Here is an 18,167-nt window from a genome sequence, read left to right as displayed (position 1 = left end):
TATGAAAGTGCGGTCGATTTGACCGCACTTTTTTCTTTTCTCTATTGTTCTATGTTAAAATCCCCCAAATTTTAAACTGTGAATTTTGCTATGAAAAAATTTCTTTCTTTTATTCTGACCTTACTGATGATTGCGGCAGCTGTAGGGCTTTGGGGTTATTATCAGATTCGACAAGTGTTGCAACAACCGATAACGGCGCAACCTGATCAGCTGTTAACTTTAGAACGAGGTACTACCGGAAAAAAACTTGCCGGTTTGTTCGAGCGGGAACAATTGCTGGAAAATGCCGCTTGGCTGCCTTGGGCATTAAAATTCCAACCGAATCTGAATAATGTGAAAGCCGGCACCTATTCTTTGAACGGAGTGAAAACCGTAGAAGAGTTGCTGCAGCTTTTGAATTCGGGCAAAGAAGTGCAATTCAGTATTCGTTTTACTGACGGTGAAACCTGGAAGCAGGTAAAAAAATCTTTGGAAAACGCACCGCACTTAAAACGGATTTTTGATTATCAGAACGAAAATCTCGAACGGGAAATTTTTAGCGAATTCGCTGCGGACGATACCGCTTCCGCCATGAATAATATGTTAACGGGCCAACAAAAGCTGGAAGGCTGGATTTATCCCGACACTTACAATTATGTACCGAATTCCACCGATGCGGCATTGTTAAAGCGGGCTGTAGACAAAATGACGAAAACGTTGGATAAAGCCTGGGCGGAACGGGATGCGGATTTACCGCTGGAAACGCCGTACCAAATGCTGATTCTGGCGTCTATAGTGGAAAAAGAAAGCGGATTGCTGGCGGAGCGCGGTAAAATTGCGTCGGTATTCATGAATCGGTTAAAAAACAAAATGCGGTTACAAACGGATCCTACCGTAATTTACGGTATGGGGGACGCTTATGCGGGCAATATTCGCAAAAAAGATCTGGAGACCGAAACGGAATATAATACTTATGTGATTGAAGGATTACCGCCGACCCCGATCGCCAATCCGAGCGAAAGTGCGTTAATGGCGGTCGCGCATCCGGATAAAACGGATTATCTGTACTTCGTGGCGGACGGTAGCGGCGGACATAAATTCAGCCGTAATCTGGCCGAACATAATCGGGCGGTACAGGAATATTTACGCTGGTATCGCCAAAATAAAAAATAATCGTAACGCCGGGAGCAACCCGACGTTCACGTTGTCCAAGATAATATCTTATCGGTGGACGTTCCACTTTGCGAAAGAATTAATTATGAAAGGAAAATTCATTGTGCTGGAAGGCCTGGAAGGCGCAGGCAAGACTACGGCGTTACACACGGTGGTGGAGCAACTGCGTTCGCTCGGTATCACGGATTTGGTGTTTACGCGCGAGCCTGGCGGTACGCCTTTGGCGGAAAAATTACGTCAGCTGATTAAACACGAAACGGAAGAACCGGTGACGGATAAAGCGGAGCTTTTAATGTTGTATGCCGCACGTATCCAGCTGGTGGAAAACGTGATCAAACCGGCATTGGCGGCAGGGAAATGGGTGATCGGCGATCGCCATGATTTGTCGTCGCAAGCCTATCAGGGTGGCGGACGCGGATTGGACCGTCATTTTATGCAAACGCTGAAAGACAGTGTATTGGGCGGTTTCGAACCGGATTTCACTCTTTATTTGGATATTGAGCCAGCCGAGGGGCTGGCGCGCGCGCGCGGACGGGGCGAATTGGATCGTATCGAACAGGCGGGGTTGGATTTTTTCAACCGCACCAGAACGCGTTATTTGGAATTGGTTCGCGATAATCCGAAAGCCGTCGTCATTAACGCCCGGCAAAATATCGAACGGGTGACGGCAGATATTCAAAGTGCGGTCAAAAAATTCGTAGAATCTCAACATGGCTAATCTTTATCCCTGGCTGACGCCGATTTATCATCATATCACCGCGGCTTTTCAGCAAGGTCACGGACATCATGCTTTATTGTTTAAAGCGGACGAAGGTTTGGGTGCGGAAACTTTGGTGCGTGCGACGGCGCAATTTTTGTTATGCCGAGCGTCGCAGCAGGTAGAAAAACCTTGCGAACAATGTCATGCCTGTTATTTGTTTCGGGCGGGTAATCACCCGGATTTTCATGTACTGGCGTCTGTTGATAACAAAGATATCGGCGTTGATCAGGTGCGTGAAATTAATGAGATTATCAGCCGGCATGCACAGCAAGGCGGTAATAAAGTCGTGCATTTACAGGGGGCGGAACGGTTAACGGAAGCGGCCGCCAATGCATTGTTGAAAACACTGGAAGAGCCGCCCGAAAATACGTATTTTTTATTACAAACGGACGTAAACGCCTCATTATTGGCGACGATTTACAGTCGTTGTCAGGCTTGGATGATTACCGTTCCGTCGCAAGAGGTGGCCTTGGCATGGTTACGGGCGCAGTCTTCGATTGCACTGTCCGAACAAAAAACGGATGAAATTTCGACCGCACTTCGCATTAATTACGGACGACCGTTATTGGCGCGGCAGGCGTTGGAACAAGGGTTAATCGCAAAACGCCACGAATTTTTACGGGCATTTTGGTTGTTTTATCAACGTCGTTCGCCGTTGGAATTATTGCCGATGTTCGATAAATCGCTGATTTTGCAGCAAACGGAATGGATGGCTGCATTTTTAGCCGATGCCTTAAAGGATAAATTGGATATTCGGGACGGTTGGCAGTGTCAGGATTTGGTTCGCGGTGTCCGCCAATTCAGTGAAAAACAAAGCGTACAAGGATTGCTGAAAGCCAATGAGATTATGCGGCAGGTGCGATCGGATCTAACCCGGATTACGGCGGCGAATCAGGAACTGATTCTGTTAGACGGACTCACCCGCCTGATTACGGATGTTTTTGAAAAATAATAGTCTGTCCGAAGTCGGATTTCAGGCGGATTAAGTAAAGGAAGGATTATGTTTATTGTCGACAGCCATTGCCATTTGGATGCATTGGATTATGAGAAACGACATGAAAATGTGGATGATGTGGTAGAAAAAGCGCGGTTGCGCGGTGTGCGACATTTATTGAATATCGGCGTTACCTTAAGCCGTTTTGAGAAACAGCGCGAAATGCTGGCGCATTTGGATAATGTTTCGCTGGCTTGCGGCGTGCATCCGTTGGATTTGGATGACGAACCTTATGATCACGCGCGCTTATTGGAGTTAGCCGTGCATCCGAAAGTGGTGGCGATTGGTGAAATCGGGCTGGATTATTATTACAGCGTTGACAATAAAACTTTGCAACAAACCGTTTTTGCCCGGCAAATTCAGGCGGCGAATCAATTAAATAAGCCGGTTATTATTCATACGCGCGATGCCGGCGAGGATACCGTTGCCTTGCTGCGGGAAAATCAGGCGCAAAAGTGCGGCGGCGTGATCCACTGTTTCACCGAAACCGCAGAGTTTGCCGAAAAGGCTTTAGGCTTGGGCTTTTATATTTCCTGTTCCGGTATCGTGACATTTAAGAATGCGGAAGACATCCGTGATGTAATCCGTGACGTGCCGCTCGAACGTCTGCTGGTGGAAACCGACAGTCCGTATCTGGCGCCGGTGCCTTATCGCGGCAAGGAAAATCAACCGGCGTATACGCGGGAAGTATGTGAGTATGTAGCGGCGTTAAAAGGCGTTTCCGCACAGGAATTTGCCCGCATTACGACGGAAAATTTCGAACGTTTGTTTAAAATTAAGGTTCATTAATTGTTTGCTTCCTCAGGAGCGGTAAAAAATCTGCCGTTTTTTGACCGCACTTTGACGGAATCATTTCTCTGAGAGAGGGATAGAAAATGCGTAAAGTTATCAAATATTTTTTAATCACCGTTGTGGTATTGTTTCACGCGGTGCTGTTTGCGGGTATTCATTTTGTTTTTCCCCATTATGAAACCACGCGTGTAACCGGCGTGGAAGTGAAACGTGTGGATAAAGACGGTCCGATTACCAAAGCGAATCCGCAGGACGGACCGACCCGCGACGTATATTACATTTATACCCAACGTGCGGACGAACTTAAACCGACGGTTTACCGTAACGAAGATACCCGGTGGGGATTTCCGTTCTATTTCAAATTTGATTCCGCCGTACAACAGGCGCGCGCTTCCGGCTTTGCTCAAAACAAAAAAATGGTGGAAGTGAAATATTACGGCTGGAATATTGTGATGTTTAACGAATTCCGCAATGTAATTTCTATGAAAGAAGTGACGGAAGAACAAGGATCACATCCGATTTTAAGCTATGTTTTCTATTTGCTCGGATTACTGTCCATGATTATCTCCATTCAATTCATACGCGGTTGGTTTGACAGCGAAACGGTGTAATGAGAAGGCGACATGGGACTATTTGAAGCTATCGCCATTATTTTGCTGTTGATTGCCGTAAGTGCGGTTATTTCTTCGGCCGAAATTTCTCTTGCCGGTTCGCGGCGCCTGAAATTACAGGCACTGGCGCATGACGGTAATACGAAAGCCGAACAGCTGCTTAAACTGCAGGCGAAACCGGGACGTTTCATCACTGTGGTGCAAATCGGATTGAATATGGTCGCCATTTTGTCGGGAGTAATCGGTGAGAGTGCGTTAAATCCTTATATTGCGGAGATGTTGCGTGCGCATACGCATCTATCCGACGGCACCGTGTTAGTCATCGCTTCGTGGTCGGCTTTCGCTGCGGTTACGTTTTTATTCATTTTGATTGCGGACTTGATTCCCAAACGATTCGCCATGACATATCCTGAAACGGTGGCGTTGAAAACCGTCACTATTATGCAGGCCTGTATTTTTGTGTTCGGTCCGTTGGTATGGATTTTTGATATGCTTGCCAATGCCGTTTTCCGCCTGTTGCGTATATCCACCGTACGTGAAGACGGCATGACGCCGGAAGATATTGTGGCGGTGGTGGAAGCGGGCGCAGAATCCGGCGTATTGAAAGCGCAGGAACATTATTTGATCGAAAATATTTTCGACATGCAGCAACGTACCGTCACCTCTACCATGACTACTCGCGAAAACATCGTGTTTTTAGACCGCACTTTTGCTCGTGCCGAAGTGCTGGAAACCTTGAGTTCGGACAGTCACTCCAAATTACCGGTCTGCGACGGCGGACTGGATAAAATTCTGGGCTATGTGGAATCCCATGATTTGCTGAGTTATTATCTCAAAGGCGAAGACAATATTTCCTTGACGGACAACCGCTTATTGCGCAAACCGGTGTTTATTCCGGACACGCTTTCGCTGTATGAAGTGTTGGAATCGTTTAAATCCGCCGGTGAAGATTTCGCAGTGATTGTCAATGAATATGCTTTGGTCGTGGGAATTGTAACGTTAAACGACGTGATGAGTATTGTCATGGGGGAGCTGGTTTCCAATGAAGAGGAACAAATTGTCCGTCGCGATGAAACCTCATGGCTGATTGAGGGCGCAACACCGCTGGAAGATGTAATGCGTGCGCTGGATATTGAAGAATTTCCCGATTGGGAAAATTACGAAACCATTGCCGGTTTTATGATGTACATGCTGCGAAAAATTCCGAAAAAAACGGATTTTGTATTGTACGATAACTATAAATTCGAAATTATCGATACCGACAATTTCAAAATAGACCAATTACTGGTGTCGTTGAGAACCGGTTTAGAATAACGTTAGTATGGCGCGGATTTTTCGTGCCGAAATTTTATCAGAAGGATAATGTGATGACGCAACCCCGTTTTGTTCATCTTCGTACGCATAGCGATTTTTCTATGATTGACGGAATCGCCAAGGTAAAACCGTTGGTGAAGGCTTGTGTCCGGGAAGATATGGTGGCGATGGGATTGACGGATTTCACTAACTTCTGCGGCTTGGTTAAGTTTTACGGTGAAGCGTTAAGTGCCGGTATCAAACCTATTGTCGGTGCCGATGTACTGGTAAGCAGTGCGTTGTGCGGCGACGAACGGTTCGAATTGACATTGCTTGCTAAAAATAACGAAGGTTATAAAAATATCACGCTATTGCTGTCCAAGGCTTATCAGCGCGGTTATGACGATTTACCTTATATTGATCGGGATTGGCTGATTGAACATAAAGAAGGATTGATTATTCTGTCCGGCGGGCGTAGAGGGGACATCGGGCAAAAATTACTGAAAGATAAGTTTGCCGATGCGGAAAGTGCGCTCGGATTTTATCAGAAATTTTTTCCGAACCATTTTTATATCAGTCTTGCCCGAGTGGGACATTACGACGAAGAACGTTATATCCGCGCCGCCATGGATTTAGCGAAAAAACACCGTATTCCGTTAGTGGCCACCAATGATGTGGTCTTTTTGAAAACGGAAGATTTTGAAGCCCACGAAATTCGAGTGGCGATCCACGACGGTTATACCTTGGACGATCCTAAACGCCCGCAGTTGTACACTCCGCAACAGTATTTTCGTTCCGAACAGGAAATGTGCGAACTTTTTGCCGATATCCCGACCGCACTTGAAAATACCTTACTGATTGCGCAGCGCTGTAATGTCACTATTCGCTTAGGGCAATATTTCCTGCCACAATTTCCGACGGGCGAACTTTCAACTGAGGATTATTTGGTCAAGCGTGCGAAAGACGGTTTGGAAGAACGGCTGGAATTTTTATTTCCCGATCCTAAAGTGCGGTCGGAAAACCGACGGAAATATGACGAGCGGTTGGAAACGGAATTAGGTGTGATTAACCAAATGGGTTTCCCAGGCTACTTTTTGATTGTGATGGAATTTATTCAGTGGTCGAAGGATAACGGCGTGCCGGTGGGGCCGGGGCGCGGTTCCGGTGCGGGATCTTTGGTAGCGTATGCATTGAAAATTACCGATTTGGATCCGCTTGAATTCGATTTACTGTTCGAACGTTTCCTGAATCCCGAACGGGTTTCTATGCCCGACTTTGATGTGGATTTTTGTATGGAAGGACGCGATCGTGTTATTGATCATGTGGCGGAAACTTACGGGCGCAGCGCAGTATCGCAGATCATTACTTTCGGTACTATGGCGGCAAAAGCCGTTATTCGGGATGTAGGGCGCGTGCTGGGACATGCGTACGGCTTCGTCGATCGTATTTCTAAATTGGTGCCGCCGGATCCGGGAATGACGCTGGCGAAAGCTTTCGATATGGAACCGAAATTACAAGAGGCTTACGATAGCGATGAAGAAGTAAAAGAGCTTATCGACATGGCGCGTAAATTGGAAGGAGTAACGCGTAATGCCGGTAAGCATGCGGGCGGCGTGGTGATTTCGCCGACGAAGATTACGGATTTTTCGCCGCTGTATTGCGATAGCGAAGGACGTCATCCGGTCACGCATTTCGATAAAAACGATGTGGAATATGCCGGTTTGGTCAAATTCGACTTTTTAGGCTTGCGTACGCTGACCATTATCAAATGGGCGTTAGAAATGATTAATGCCCGAATGGTACGGGAAGGTAAGCCGGAAGTTCGCATAGAAAGTATTCCGCTGGATGATCCGGAATCTTTCAAACTATTACTCAATTCGGAAACGACTGCCGTTTTTCAGTTGGAATCGCGCGGTATGAAAGATTTGATTAAGCGTCTGCAACCGGACTGTTTTGAAGACATTATCGCGTTGGTGGCGCTATTCCGTCCCGGTCCGTTGCAGTCCGGTATGGTGGATAATTTTATCGACCGCAAACACGGACGGGAAGAAGTGTCGTATCCCGATGCGGAATATCAGCACATTTCCTTGAAACCGATTCTTGAATCGACTTACGGCGTCATTTTGTATCAGGAACAAGTGATGCAGATTGCCCAGGTGTTAGCGGGTTATACGCTGGGCGGTGCGGATTTGTTACGTCGTGCTATGGGTAAGAAAAAACCGGAAGAAATGGCGAAACAACGTTCTGTATTTGAGGAAGGGGCGGTTAAGAACGGTATCGACGGTAAGCTCGCCATGAAGATTTTCGATTTGGTAGAAAAATTTGCAGGCTACGGTTTTAATAAATCCCATTCAGCCGCCTACGCGTTGGTTTCTTACCAAACGCTTTGGTTGAAAGCCCATTTTCCGGCGGAATTTATGGCGGCAGTGATGACGTCGGAAATGGATAATACCGATAAAATCGTCGGTTTGTACGACGAATGTTTACGCATGGGATTAAAAGTGACGCCGCCGGATATCAATACCGGTAAACATCATTTCAGTGTAAATGATCACGGTGAAATCGTGTACGGTATCGGCGCCATCAAAGGCGTGGGCGAAGGTCCGATCGAAGCGTTGGTGAAAGCCCGCAACGAAGGCGGTATTTTTAAAGATTTGTTTGATTTATGTGCACGGGTAGATTTAAAACAAATTAATCGCCGCACTTTTGAAAGTCTGATTAAATCCGGCGCTTTCGATAAGCTCGGTCCGCACCGGGCTGCATTGGCAAAAAATCTGGAAGACGCATTGCAGTCTTCCAATCAGTTTGCTAAGGATGAAGCTATAGGGCAGGCGGATATGTTCGGCGTGTTAACCGCCGGGCATGAAGAGGTGGAGCGCAAATACGCCAATACGCCGCGCTGGACGGAAAAACAGATTCTGGACGGTGAACGGGAAACGTTAGGATTGTATTTAAGCAGTCACCCGATCAGTCGTTATCTGAAAGAATTATCGCATTACACGCCGAATCGGTTGAAAGATTTAGTACCGAATCAGCGTGGACAAATGACCACAGCCTGCGGATTGATCGTCAGTTCCCGTTTTGCGGTGACGAAAAAAGGCAGTCGTTTAGGCATTGCCAGTCTGGATGACCGTTCCGGACGATTGGATATTACGCTTTTTGCGGAAGCCTTGGATAATTACGCCGAGAAACTGCAGAAAGATGCGATTGTCGTTGTTCGGGGGCAGGTAAGTTTTGATGATTTCACTCAGGGACTACGTATGTCCGTGCGCGAACTGACGACTTTGGACGAAGCCCGTTCCCAATACGCCAAAAGTTTGGCAATCAGTTTAAAACAGGAGCAAATTACGCCGCAGTTTATCCGTAAATTTAAAACGGCAATCGAACCGTTTAACGACGGAACCATGCCGATCAATGTTTATTACGACAGCCCGCAGGGCAGAGCATTGCTCAAACTCGGGGTGCAATGGTATATTAAACCTACCGATGATCTTCTTTCCGCTTTAGTGGAAATGTTGGGCGAAAGTGCGGTGGAATTAGAATTTGAATAGACTCATGTTGCAGTTATCGTTGCCGCTTCATCAACTGGACGGCGAGACCTTTGCTAATTTTTACGGTAATAATAATTTATTGTTGCTTGATTCGTTGCGCAAGAATAGTACTCGGTTGCGGCAACAATTTTTTTATATTTGGGGAGAAGAAGGCTGCGGCAAAAGCCATTTGCTGAAAGCGGCGACTCATCAATTTTTTGGGGAAAACCGCACCGCACTTTATGTGCCGTTGGCAAAGTCCGTTTATTTTTCGCCCGCCGTACTGGATAATTTAGAACAACAGGAATTAGTCTGTCTGGATGATTTACAATGCGTTATCGGGAATGAAGAATGGGAAGTGGCGGTTTTTGATTTATTCAACCGTATAAAAGAACACGGCAAAACTTTGTTGATAGTGAGTGCCAATCAGTCGCCGAACAGCTTGCCCGTTCAATTACCGGATTTAGCTTCGCGTTTGAGCTGGGGAGAAATTTATCAGTTGCATGCACTTGATGATCAGCAAAAAATTACCGCTCTTCAGCAGAATGCCCGTCAACGCGGTATCGAGCTGCCGGACGAAACGGCGAGTTTCCTGATTAAGCGGTTAGATCGCAATATGCATAATTTGTTTGCCGTGCTAGATCAATTAGATAAGGCATCGCTGCAAGCGCAACGCAAGCTCACGATACCTTTTGTGAAAGAAACTTTAGGTTTGTAACCTGATTAGTTGTACAGACGGATTGGCTACAGACGCGTTTTTTCCCCGCCTAAATCGTCCAGCAGGTTTTCCGTCAATGCGGTTAATTCGCCCGTCATCAGAATAAAATCCGCATCAAAACGCTGAGCATAATCTTCTTTCAGAATGTCGTCATTTTTTTCGCGGATATTATCGGCGAATTTCAAGCGTTTTAAGGTCCCGTCATCATTTAAAACAAAACTTAAATGCGTTTCCCAATCCAGCGCTAACTTGGTAATGAATTTGCCTTTTTCTAAATGAGATAAGATTTCTTCGCTATCCAAAGGTTGGTTTTTGCAGCGGATGATACCTTTATCGTCCGCCGCTTTAAGTTCCGCTTCTTCAAGTGCGGTCAAATATTGCGGCATTTCATTTCGTGCGATCCAGTTTGTCATCATCAACGCCGGTTCGTTAGCAAAAGCGAGCGGTACCACCGGTAGCGAGCCTAATGATTTACGCAATAACGCCAATACATCTTCCGCCCGTTTGCTCGACGCCGCGTCGATATAAATTAAATTCGTTTCCGTATTAATCCAAATTGCCGTTTGCTGATTTTTACTGAATGCGCGCGGTAGCAGTACGGAAACCACATCGTCTTTCAGCGCCTGTTTTTCGGTTTTTTTCAGTTTACGGTTTTCTTTCTGTTCCAGTTCATCGATTCGATTGTCTAATTCCCGTTTCACAACGTGGCTCGGAATGATTTTCTCTTCTTTATGCGCCACCAATAAAATCTGCTTCCCTACGGAAAAGTGCAGCAATTCAGCCCCCCGCAACGGTGTTGACCAACCGAATCTGCTCATATCCGACTGTCCGCACGGATGATAGGCATTTTGCGTCAAATTCTGCTGTAATGCTTCTTCAGACCAATCCAGCTTTTTTGTCAGGCGATAAATCATCGCATTTTTAAACCAATACATAACAATCCTTTTTAATGGAAAAGTGCGGTAGATTTTAACATAGTTTTTATTATGATAACGTCTCGGCTTTCGTATTAAATTTATGCGCAAACCTTCAGGTTTTATTTTTGTGAAAAATGAGTTAGGCAACGGCACTAAAAAAACATTCGGAATAATTCAAATTTGTGCATTATTACAATGTTTATTTGCGGTAAATTGCCTAAACTGCTAATTAAATTATGATTACTCATTCTTCAGAGGAAACTTGCTATGAATCAACAATACGTGCCGAACAAATTTTTACAAAGATTACGCGCCGGTGAAAAACTCATCGGTTGCTGGAGTGCTTTAGGCAGTCCGATTACGATGGAGGTTCTCGGTTTGGCGGGATTCGATTGGATTTTATTCGACGGCGAACATGCGCCGAATGATGTGCTTTCGTTTATTCCGCAATTAATGGCGGTAAAAGACAGTTCCAGCATGCCGATCGTGCGGGTTCCTACAAATGAACCGGTCATTATTAAGCGCGTATTGGATATCGGTTTTTATAATATTTTAGTACCTTATGTCGAAACCGAAGAACAAGCAATGAATGCGGTTTCGGCAACCCGCTATCCGCCGGAAGGTATCCGGGGCGTTTCCGTTAGTCACCGTAATAACGGTTATGCCACTATTCCCGATTATTTTAAAGTGATCAATGATAATATCGGCGTGATCGTACAGATTGAAAATCAGAAAGGCGTCGATAATGTAGATAAAATTGCCGCTGTAGAAGGTGTTGATTGTATATTTGTCGGACCGGGCGATTTATCGGCGGCATTGGGTTATTTAGGTCAACCGAATCATCCGGAAGTACAAAAAGTCATTCAACATATCTTTGCTACGGCGAAAAAATACGGTAAACCTTGCGGTATTTTGGCTCCGGTTGAAGCTGATGCCAGACGTTATCTGGAATGGGGTGCCACGTTTGTTGCCGTGGGCAGCGATTTGGGTATTTTCCGCGCTGCTACGCAAGCATTAAGTGATAAATATAAAGACTAACTAATATTAAAACGTAATATGACTAAGAGAGAGGAGAACATTATGAAAATCGGATTTATCGGTCTTGGTATTATGGGTAAACCAATGAGTAAAAATCTGCTCAAAGCGGGTTATTCTTTGGTTGTGACGGATTTTAACAAATCTGCGGTAGACGAATTGGTCGCTGCGGGCGCAGAAGCCGCGGCAAATTCAAAAGAAGTCGCTTCAAAATCAGATGTCATTATCACGATGTTACCTAATTCACCGCATGTTAAATCGGCTGTTTTAGGTGAAAACGGTATGCTCGAAGGCGCTAAACCGGGAGCGGTTTTAATTGATATGAGTTCTATCGCTCCATTAGCAAGCCGGGAAATTTATGCCGAATTAGAGAAAAAAGGTATTGATATGCTTGATGCGCCGGTGAGCGGCGGTGAACCGAAAGCCATCGACGGTACTTTATCCGTAATGGTCGGCGGTAAAAAAGAGGTATTCGATAAATATTACGATGTGATGAAAGCTATGGCGGGTTCGGTGGTTTATACCGGCGAAATCGGTGCGGGTAACGTAACCAAACTGGCGAATCAAGTGATCGTAGCATTAAATATTGCCGCTATGTCTGAAGCCTTTATGCTGGCGACAAAAGCCGGTGTGGATCCTGAATTGGTTTATCAAGCGATTCGGGGCGGTTTGGCCGGTAGTACCGTATTGGACGCAAAAGCGCCGATGGTGCTGGATCGCAATTTCAAACCGGGTTTCCGTATCGATCTGCATATTAAAGATTTGGCAAATGCGTTAGAGACTTCTCGCGGTGTCGGTGCCAATGTTCCGTTAACTTCTGTGGTTATGGAAATGATGCAGGCATTACGTTCTGCGGGTGATGATCAATTGGATCACAGCGCATTGGCCCGCTATTATGAACGTCTGACCGGTACCGAGATCAAACGGTTCTAGCCGTTCTTTAATTGGGGTGTTACGCACCCCGATTTTAATTGAGTTGTGACCTTATTTAAAATCGCAAAATCAGCTGTTTTGGGACGTTTACTATTTTAAATATGGTTATTCGTACGGAGCAAAGGGATATGAAAATTGTTATTGCACCTGATTCTTACAAAGAAAGCCTTTCGGCAATGGACGTGGCAAATACCATTGAACGGGGATTTAAATCTGTTTTTCCCGATGCGGATTATATAAAAATTCCTGTTGCGGACGGTGGGGAAGGAACGGTAGATACTATGATCGACGCTATGCACGGGCAAAAAATAACGCTGAACGCTATTGATGCGCTGGGTGAGCCGCAACCCGCGTTTTTCGGTATTTCGGCGGATAAACGAACGGCGTTTATTGAAGTCGCGGCCGCTTGCGGGCTTGAACAGGTACCGACGGATAAAAGAAATCCGTTGATAACCACTACTTACGGCGTCGGTGAGTTAATTCTGGCGGCGTTAGATTTAGGTACCCAACATTTTATTATCGGCTTGGGCGGAAGCGCCACGAATGACGGCGGAGTAGGCATGTTACAGGCATTAGGGGTAAAATTCCTTGATTCCGCCGGTAAATCCTTAGGCTATGGCGGGGCGGAATTAGCCCGGCTGAATAAAATCGATATATCGGGTTTGGATCTACGTTTGAAAGACTGCCGTTTTGATATCGCTTGTGATGTTACTAACCCTTTGGTAGGCGAAAAAGGAGCTTCTGCAGTATTCGGGCCGCAAAAAGGGGCGACAGCGGAAATGGTAAATACCTTGGATTCCGCTTTATCTCATTACGGAGATATTGTAGAACGGGATCTCGGCATACCGGTAAAAAATTTAGCCGGCGCGGGTGCGGCCGGTGGACTGGGTGCGGCATTTGCAGGTTTTTTACGCGGTTCGCTAAAAAGCGGGATCGGGATTATCGCTAAACTGTTGGATCTTGAAGGTAAAATGCGGAATGCCGATTTAGTTATTACCGGAGAAGGTCGCATCGATTATCAGAGTGTTAATGGTAAAGTACCCGTAGGTGTTGCCGCCGTCGCGAAAAAATTTAATCTTCCCGTTATTTGTATTGCGGGTAGTTTAGGCAAAGATGTTGAAGCCGTGTATGATTCCGGTATCGATGCCGTATTCAGCGTATTAACTAAGGTTTGTACTTTGTCGGAAGCGCTTTCTGAAGCCGAGCAGAATTTAGAAATCACGGCACGCAATATTGCGGCGACTTTAAAAATGAAATTGTCATAAGAGAGTATCTGTATGCCGGTTTACCTGTTAGATGAAAAATTAGCGCAAAAAATTGTTCAACGAACCATGGAGATTATTGATTGTAATATCAATATCATGGATGCTAAGGGCAAAATTATCGCCAGCGGCGATCTGAATCGAATAGGTGAAGTACATGACGGCGCTTTGTTGGCTTTATCGCAGGGACGTATTGTTGATATTGACGAAGCGGTAATTCATAGTTTACACGGCGTGAGACCGGGAGTGAATCTTCCTTTACGTGTCGACGGCGAAATTGTCGGCGTCATCGGATTAACCGGCGAACCCACCAGTCTAAAAGAATTTGGTAAACTGGTATGTATGACGGCGGAAATGATGCTGGAGCAAGCCCGTTTATTCAATGTACTGGCTCAGGATACCCGTTTAAAAGAAGAGTTGATTTTAAATTTAATTGATTCCGATACCGTCACACAAAGCATGGTGGAATGGGCGAGCCGACTCGGAGTGGATTTATCGGTACCCCGTGTTGCCTGTATTATTGAAGTGGACAGTGCGATTTTAGGGATAAGCCGGGCACGGGAAGAATTGCAAAATCTTCAGCAGCTCTTAAAAGTACCTGATCGAAATAATCTTATCGCCATTCTTTCCTTGACGGAATTGGTGATTTTAAAACCGGCGTTTAATTCTTTCGGACGTTGGGATTCATCGTATCAGCTTGAGCGTATCCAACAATTGCTGGAGCGGGTAAACGAAGATGTCCGAAGTTGCATCAGAATTTCCCTGGGCAATTATTTTCCGACGGAAAACGGTATCTCACTTTCCTATCATACAGCCAAAACCACCTTAAAAATCGGCAAATCCCGTTTACCGAAACAACGTGTTTATAATTATCAGGAGCTTATTTTGCCCGTTTTGCTTAATCAACTTAAAGACGGCTGGCAAAAAGAAGAACTGGAGCGTCCGCTGAAAAAACTGAAATTGGCGGACAATAATCATGTTTTGGTTAAGACTTTATTTGCCTGGTTTGAAAATAATATGCAAACCATTGCTACGGCAAAAGCGCTGTATATTCACCGTAATACCCTTGAGTATCGTTTAAATAAAATATCCGATTTAACCGGATTAAATCTAAACAGCACGGATGCCCGATTTTTGCTCTATATGGCGTTACACGTCGTTTCTTAGCTTTTTTATTCTCAGCATAAAAAATGACCGCAAGTGCGGTCGTTTTTTTCATCGTTTTTTATCAGGTCACCGGGGCCGGATTGAAGACGGAGAGTTGATTGTATAACCCCCATTTGTCCGACCAGGTTTTTTTACGCCCGCTCGCCACTTCGATAATTTCATGAAATATCCGCCAGCCTACTTGTTCGATAGTTTCTTTTCCGGTAGCGATGGTGCCGGTATCAATATCCATTAAATCGAACCAGCGCTCGGCAAGATCGGTCCGGGTCGCCAGTTTAATTACCGGTACCGCTTTAAGACCGTAAGGCGTGCCCCGTCCGGTGGTGAATAGCTGAACGGTAATACCGGACGCCAGTTGTTGGGTACCGCAAACGAAATCGCTGGCCGGTGTCGCGGCGTAAATCAAACCCTTCTTGGTCGGCCGCTGGCCCGGTGAAAGCACTTCGACAATATTACTTGAGCCTGATTTAGCAATAGAACCCAAAGCTTTTTCTACTACATTAGCCAAACCGCCTTTTTTATTGCCAGGCGACGGATTCGCGCTACGGTCCGTCTGTCCCATGGCAAGATATTCGTCATACCATTTCATTTCTTCAAGCAGACGTTTGCCCACTTCGACGGTTTCCGCCCGCGGCGTTAACAAATGAATGGCATCGCGTACTTCCGTAACTTCGGAAAACATAAAGGTCGCCCCGGCGCGAATCAATAGGTCGGCGGCAAATCCGACCGCAGGATTGGCTGTAACGCCGGAAAACGCATCACTGCCGCCGCATTGTCCGCCTACTACCAAATCGGAAACCGGGCAGGTTTCGCGTTTACGTTGATTCAGTTTTTCCAGATGTTTTCGGGCGGTATCGAGAATGTCCTTCACCATAGATTCGAATCCGACGTGCTTTTCGTCCTGCAAACTGGTGACGGTAGCGTCTTGCAACTCAATCGGATAAGTATCGACCGTACCTTCCAGTAAGCGTTGCGGTTGTAATTTTTCACAACCTAGACCGATAACCATGATTTCACCGCCGAAGTTCGGATTTAACGCAATGTTGTGGAGAGTACGAATCGGCACGATAGCTGCAGGTGCGTTAATGGCGACACCGCAACCGTAAAGGTGATTTAATCCGACGACGCCGTCTACGTTCGGATAATGCGGTAATAATTCTTTTTCGATAAGGTTAACGACATAATCCACTACACCGGCAACGCAATGGACACTGGTGGTAATTCCCAGCATATTTTTGGTGCCTACACTGCCGTCTTTATTGCGATAACCTTCGAACGTATAGCCTTCCAACGGTTCGAGTTTCGGTGCTTTGCGCGTGGCTAACGGTAGCGTTTCCAGCGGTGGTGCTTTCGGTAGAACCACCATTGATTCCTCAATCCAGGCACCCCGTTTAATGTCTTTTACGGCAAAACCGATAATTTCGCCGTAGCGAATAATTTCCCCGTCTTTGGCAATATCGGTCAGGGCAACTTTATGCCCTTGCGGAATATGTTCGATTAAGGTTAAACCGTCGTCGAATTGCGCACCGGCAGGTAAGCCGTTACTGTTTACAATAATGGCGACATTGTCATCGGAGTGCACTTTGATATAAAGCGGTTTTTGTTGCGTAGTCATCATTAATCCCCACAATTAAAAATAAATAAATCCATACCAATGTAATTTATCCTGTACGATAAAACATTATGCAAATGCCTATTTTGAGGTTGGATTTATAGGGATTTATTGACAATTATGACAAACGGTTTTTGATAAAAGTGCGGTTAAATTTGGTAAAGTGTTAACCAATTCCCTAAAAACTTAAAGAGTCGGATAAATGGGAAAAACGTTTGAAAATTTGACCGCACTTTTTTGCTTTTGTAGCCGATTTAGGCGCCTCGGGTTTCAACATAGAGAGCATATAAAGAATGGCCCGAAGCCATAAATACGCGGTTGCGTTTCGGTCCGCCGAAACAGAGGTTTGCACAGCGTTCGGGCAGATGAATATGAGCAATTTGTTTTCCTTGCGGATTAATGACGATGACGCCGTCCATATCGGCGGATGAGGCGTTTTTACTATTGGTAATGCTGCCCCAACCGGCCCAGATATTACCGTCTTCATCTATCGCCAGTCCGTCTAGGGTGCCGTTTTCTCCACCGTCAAAAAAATGGCTTTTATTGCTTAATGTTCCGTTCGCTTGCACGTTGTAGCGGAAAATTTCACGCTGGTTTGGCGTTTCGGAGAAACGTCCGACGATATATAAATATTTTTCATCCGGCGAAAAGGCGATACCGTTCGGCATAAGTAAATCATCTAATACGCGCTCTAATTTTTCCGTTTCAGGCGCAATACGATACACCGCAGTCGGCTGTTCGGCTTTGGCTTTTTCTCCTTCATAATGGCCGTTAATACCAAAAGCAGGATCGGTAAACCAGATCACACCATTGGATTGTACGGCAATATCGTTTGGCGAATTAAGCGGTTTTCCGTCAAACCTGTCTGCCAACACGGTAATCGAACCGTCATATTCGGTACGGGTCAAACGTCGGGTTAAATGTTCGCACGCCAGCAACCGTCCTTGTTTATCACGCGCCAGCCCGTTTGAGTAATTCGCATGTTCTCTGAAAACGGTAGTTTGCCCGCTAATTTGGTCGTAACGCATAATGCGGTTGTTCGGAATATCCGAGAATAATAAACATTGACTATCACCGAACCATACGGGGCCTTCGGCCCATCTAAATCCGGTCGCTAAGCGTTCAACACTGGCAGAATAAAGACGGTATTGGTTAAATGAGGGATCTAAGACCTCAATAAGCGGATCGGGATAGCGAGGGCTGAGTACTGCTTCATCGGTAAAATTTTGGTTTGCTCGGGCAAAACTCATTCCTGTTACGGACAATAATGTACCGCCTATAATCGTACGCAATACGTTTCGGCGCGAGCGATCGATAGCACTATCATAATGCATTACAGTAGGTTGATTGGTGTCGTTCATAACTGCCTCCGTATAATAAGTAACCGTCAC

General features: G+C 45.7%; 15 protein-coding genes. 12 read left to right on the top strand and 3 right to left on the bottom strand.

Annotated features, from left to right (window positions below; translation table 11 throughout):
* Positions 1-90 precede the first annotated feature (90 nt).
* The 8 genes from mltG (at position 91) to hda (ending at position 9,850) form a co-directional block, all read left to right on the top strand.
* Positions 91-1,152 (top strand): endolytic transglycosylase MltG, encoded by a 1,062-nt coding sequence (gene mltG / locus ASUC_RS09685; RefSeq protein ID WP_012073596.1) that lies wholly within the window; start codon positions 91-93, stop codon positions 1,150-1,152.
* An 85-nt stretch (positions 1,153-1,237) separates the two neighbouring features.
* The gene (gene tmk / locus ASUC_RS09680; protein ID WP_012073595.1) at positions 1,238-1,870 is read left to right on the top strand and encodes a dTMP kinase; all 633 of its coding nucleotides are present in this window, start codon (positions 1,238-1,240) and stop codon (positions 1,868-1,870) included.
* Positions 1,863-2,864 carry a DNA polymerase III subunit delta' gene (locus ASUC_RS09675; protein ID WP_012073594.1) on the top strand — a complete coding sequence of 334 codons (1,002 nt, stop codon included), beginning with the start codon at positions 1,863-1,865 and terminating at the stop codon, positions 2,862-2,864. The genes tmk and ASUC_RS09675 overlap by 8 nt, the downstream gene beginning before the upstream one ends.
* A 48-nt stretch (positions 2,865-2,912) precedes the next feature.
* Positions 2,913-3,695, top strand: coding sequence for a TatD family hydrolase (locus ASUC_RS09670; RefSeq protein ID WP_012073593.1), 783 nt, complete (start codon positions 2,913-2,915; stop codon positions 3,693-3,695).
* Positions 3,696-3,781: 86 nt separating this feature from the next.
* Positions 3,782-4,309 (top strand): DUF1523 family protein, encoded by a 528-nt coding sequence (locus ASUC_RS09665; protein ID WP_012073592.1) that lies wholly within the window; start codon positions 3,782-3,784, stop codon positions 4,307-4,309.
* Positions 4,310-4,321: 12 nt separating this feature from the next.
* Complete coding sequence (locus ASUC_RS09660; protein WP_012073591.1) at positions 4,322-5,623, top strand: hemolysin family protein; 1,302 nt, start codon at positions 4,322-4,324, stop codon at positions 5,621-5,623.
* Between the two features lie 53 nt (positions 5,624-5,676).
* Positions 5,677-9,153 (top strand): DNA polymerase III subunit alpha, encoded by a 3,477-nt coding sequence (gene dnaE / locus ASUC_RS09655; RefSeq protein ID WP_012073590.1) that lies wholly within the window; start codon positions 5,677-5,679, stop codon positions 9,151-9,153.
* Between the two features lie 4 nt (positions 9,154-9,157).
* Positions 9,158-9,850 carry a DnaA inactivator Hda gene (gene hda / locus ASUC_RS09650; protein ID WP_012073589.1) on the top strand — a complete coding sequence of 231 codons (693 nt, stop codon included), beginning with the start codon at positions 9,158-9,160 and terminating at the stop codon, positions 9,848-9,850.
* A gap of 26 nt (positions 9,851-9,876) precedes the next feature.
* On the opposite strand, the gene rdgC is transcribed toward hda, so the two are convergent.
* Positions 9,877-10,785 carry a recombination-associated protein RdgC gene (gene rdgC / locus ASUC_RS09645; RefSeq protein ID WP_012073588.1) on the bottom strand — a complete coding sequence of 303 codons (909 nt, stop codon included), beginning with the start codon at positions 10,783-10,785 and terminating at the stop codon, positions 9,877-9,879.
* Positions 10,786-11,034: 249 nt separating this feature from the next.
* Between rdgC and garL the strand changes: the two genes are divergently transcribed.
* From garL to ASUC_RS09625, 4 genes are all read left to right on the top strand, one after another.
* Positions 11,035-11,805 (top strand): 2-dehydro-3-deoxyglucarate aldolase, encoded by a 771-nt coding sequence (gene garL / locus ASUC_RS09640; RefSeq protein ID WP_012073587.1) that lies wholly within the window; start codon positions 11,035-11,037, stop codon positions 11,803-11,805.
* Between the two features lie 18 nt (positions 11,806-11,823).
* Complete coding sequence (gene garR / locus ASUC_RS09635) at positions 11,824-12,735, top strand: 2-hydroxy-3-oxopropionate reductase (protein WP_083757697.1); 912 nt, start codon at positions 11,824-11,826, stop codon at positions 12,733-12,735.
* 128 nt (positions 12,736-12,863) lie between these two features.
* Positions 12,864-14,000 (top strand): glycerate kinase, encoded by a 1,137-nt coding sequence (locus tag ASUC_RS09630; RefSeq protein ID WP_012073585.1) that lies wholly within the window; start codon positions 12,864-12,866, stop codon positions 13,998-14,000.
* 12 nt (positions 14,001-14,012) lie between these two features.
* Positions 14,013-15,164 carry a CdaR family transcriptional regulator gene (locus ASUC_RS09625; RefSeq protein WP_012073584.1) on the top strand — a complete coding sequence of 384 codons (1,152 nt, stop codon included), beginning with the start codon at positions 14,013-14,015 and terminating at the stop codon, positions 15,162-15,164.
* 61 nt (positions 15,165-15,225) lie between these two features.
* On the opposite strand, the gene garD is transcribed toward ASUC_RS09625, so the two are convergent.
* Both garD and ASUC_RS09615 read right to left on the bottom strand, forming a co-directional pair.
* The gene (garD, locus tag ASUC_RS09620) at positions 15,226-16,782 is read right to left on the bottom strand and encodes a galactarate dehydratase (RefSeq protein ID WP_012073583.1); all 1,557 of its coding nucleotides are present in this window, start codon (positions 16,780-16,782) and stop codon (positions 15,226-15,228) included.
* A 248-nt stretch (positions 16,783-17,030) separates the two neighbouring features.
* Entirely contained in the window at positions 17,031-18,137 is a 1,107-nt protein-coding gene (locus ASUC_RS09615; protein WP_012073582.1) for an SMP-30/gluconolactonase/LRE family protein, read from the bottom strand.
* Between the last annotated feature and the right edge of the window lie 30 nt (positions 18,138-18,167).

The sequence above is a fragment of the Actinobacillus succinogenes 130Z genome (assembly GCF_000017245.1).
GTDB lineage: Bacteria > Pseudomonadota > Gammaproteobacteria > Enterobacterales > Pasteurellaceae > Exercitatus > Exercitatus succinogenes.
The sequence above is the reverse complement of the archived record's forward strand: the minus strand, read 5'-3'. Positions and strand labels throughout refer to the sequence as shown.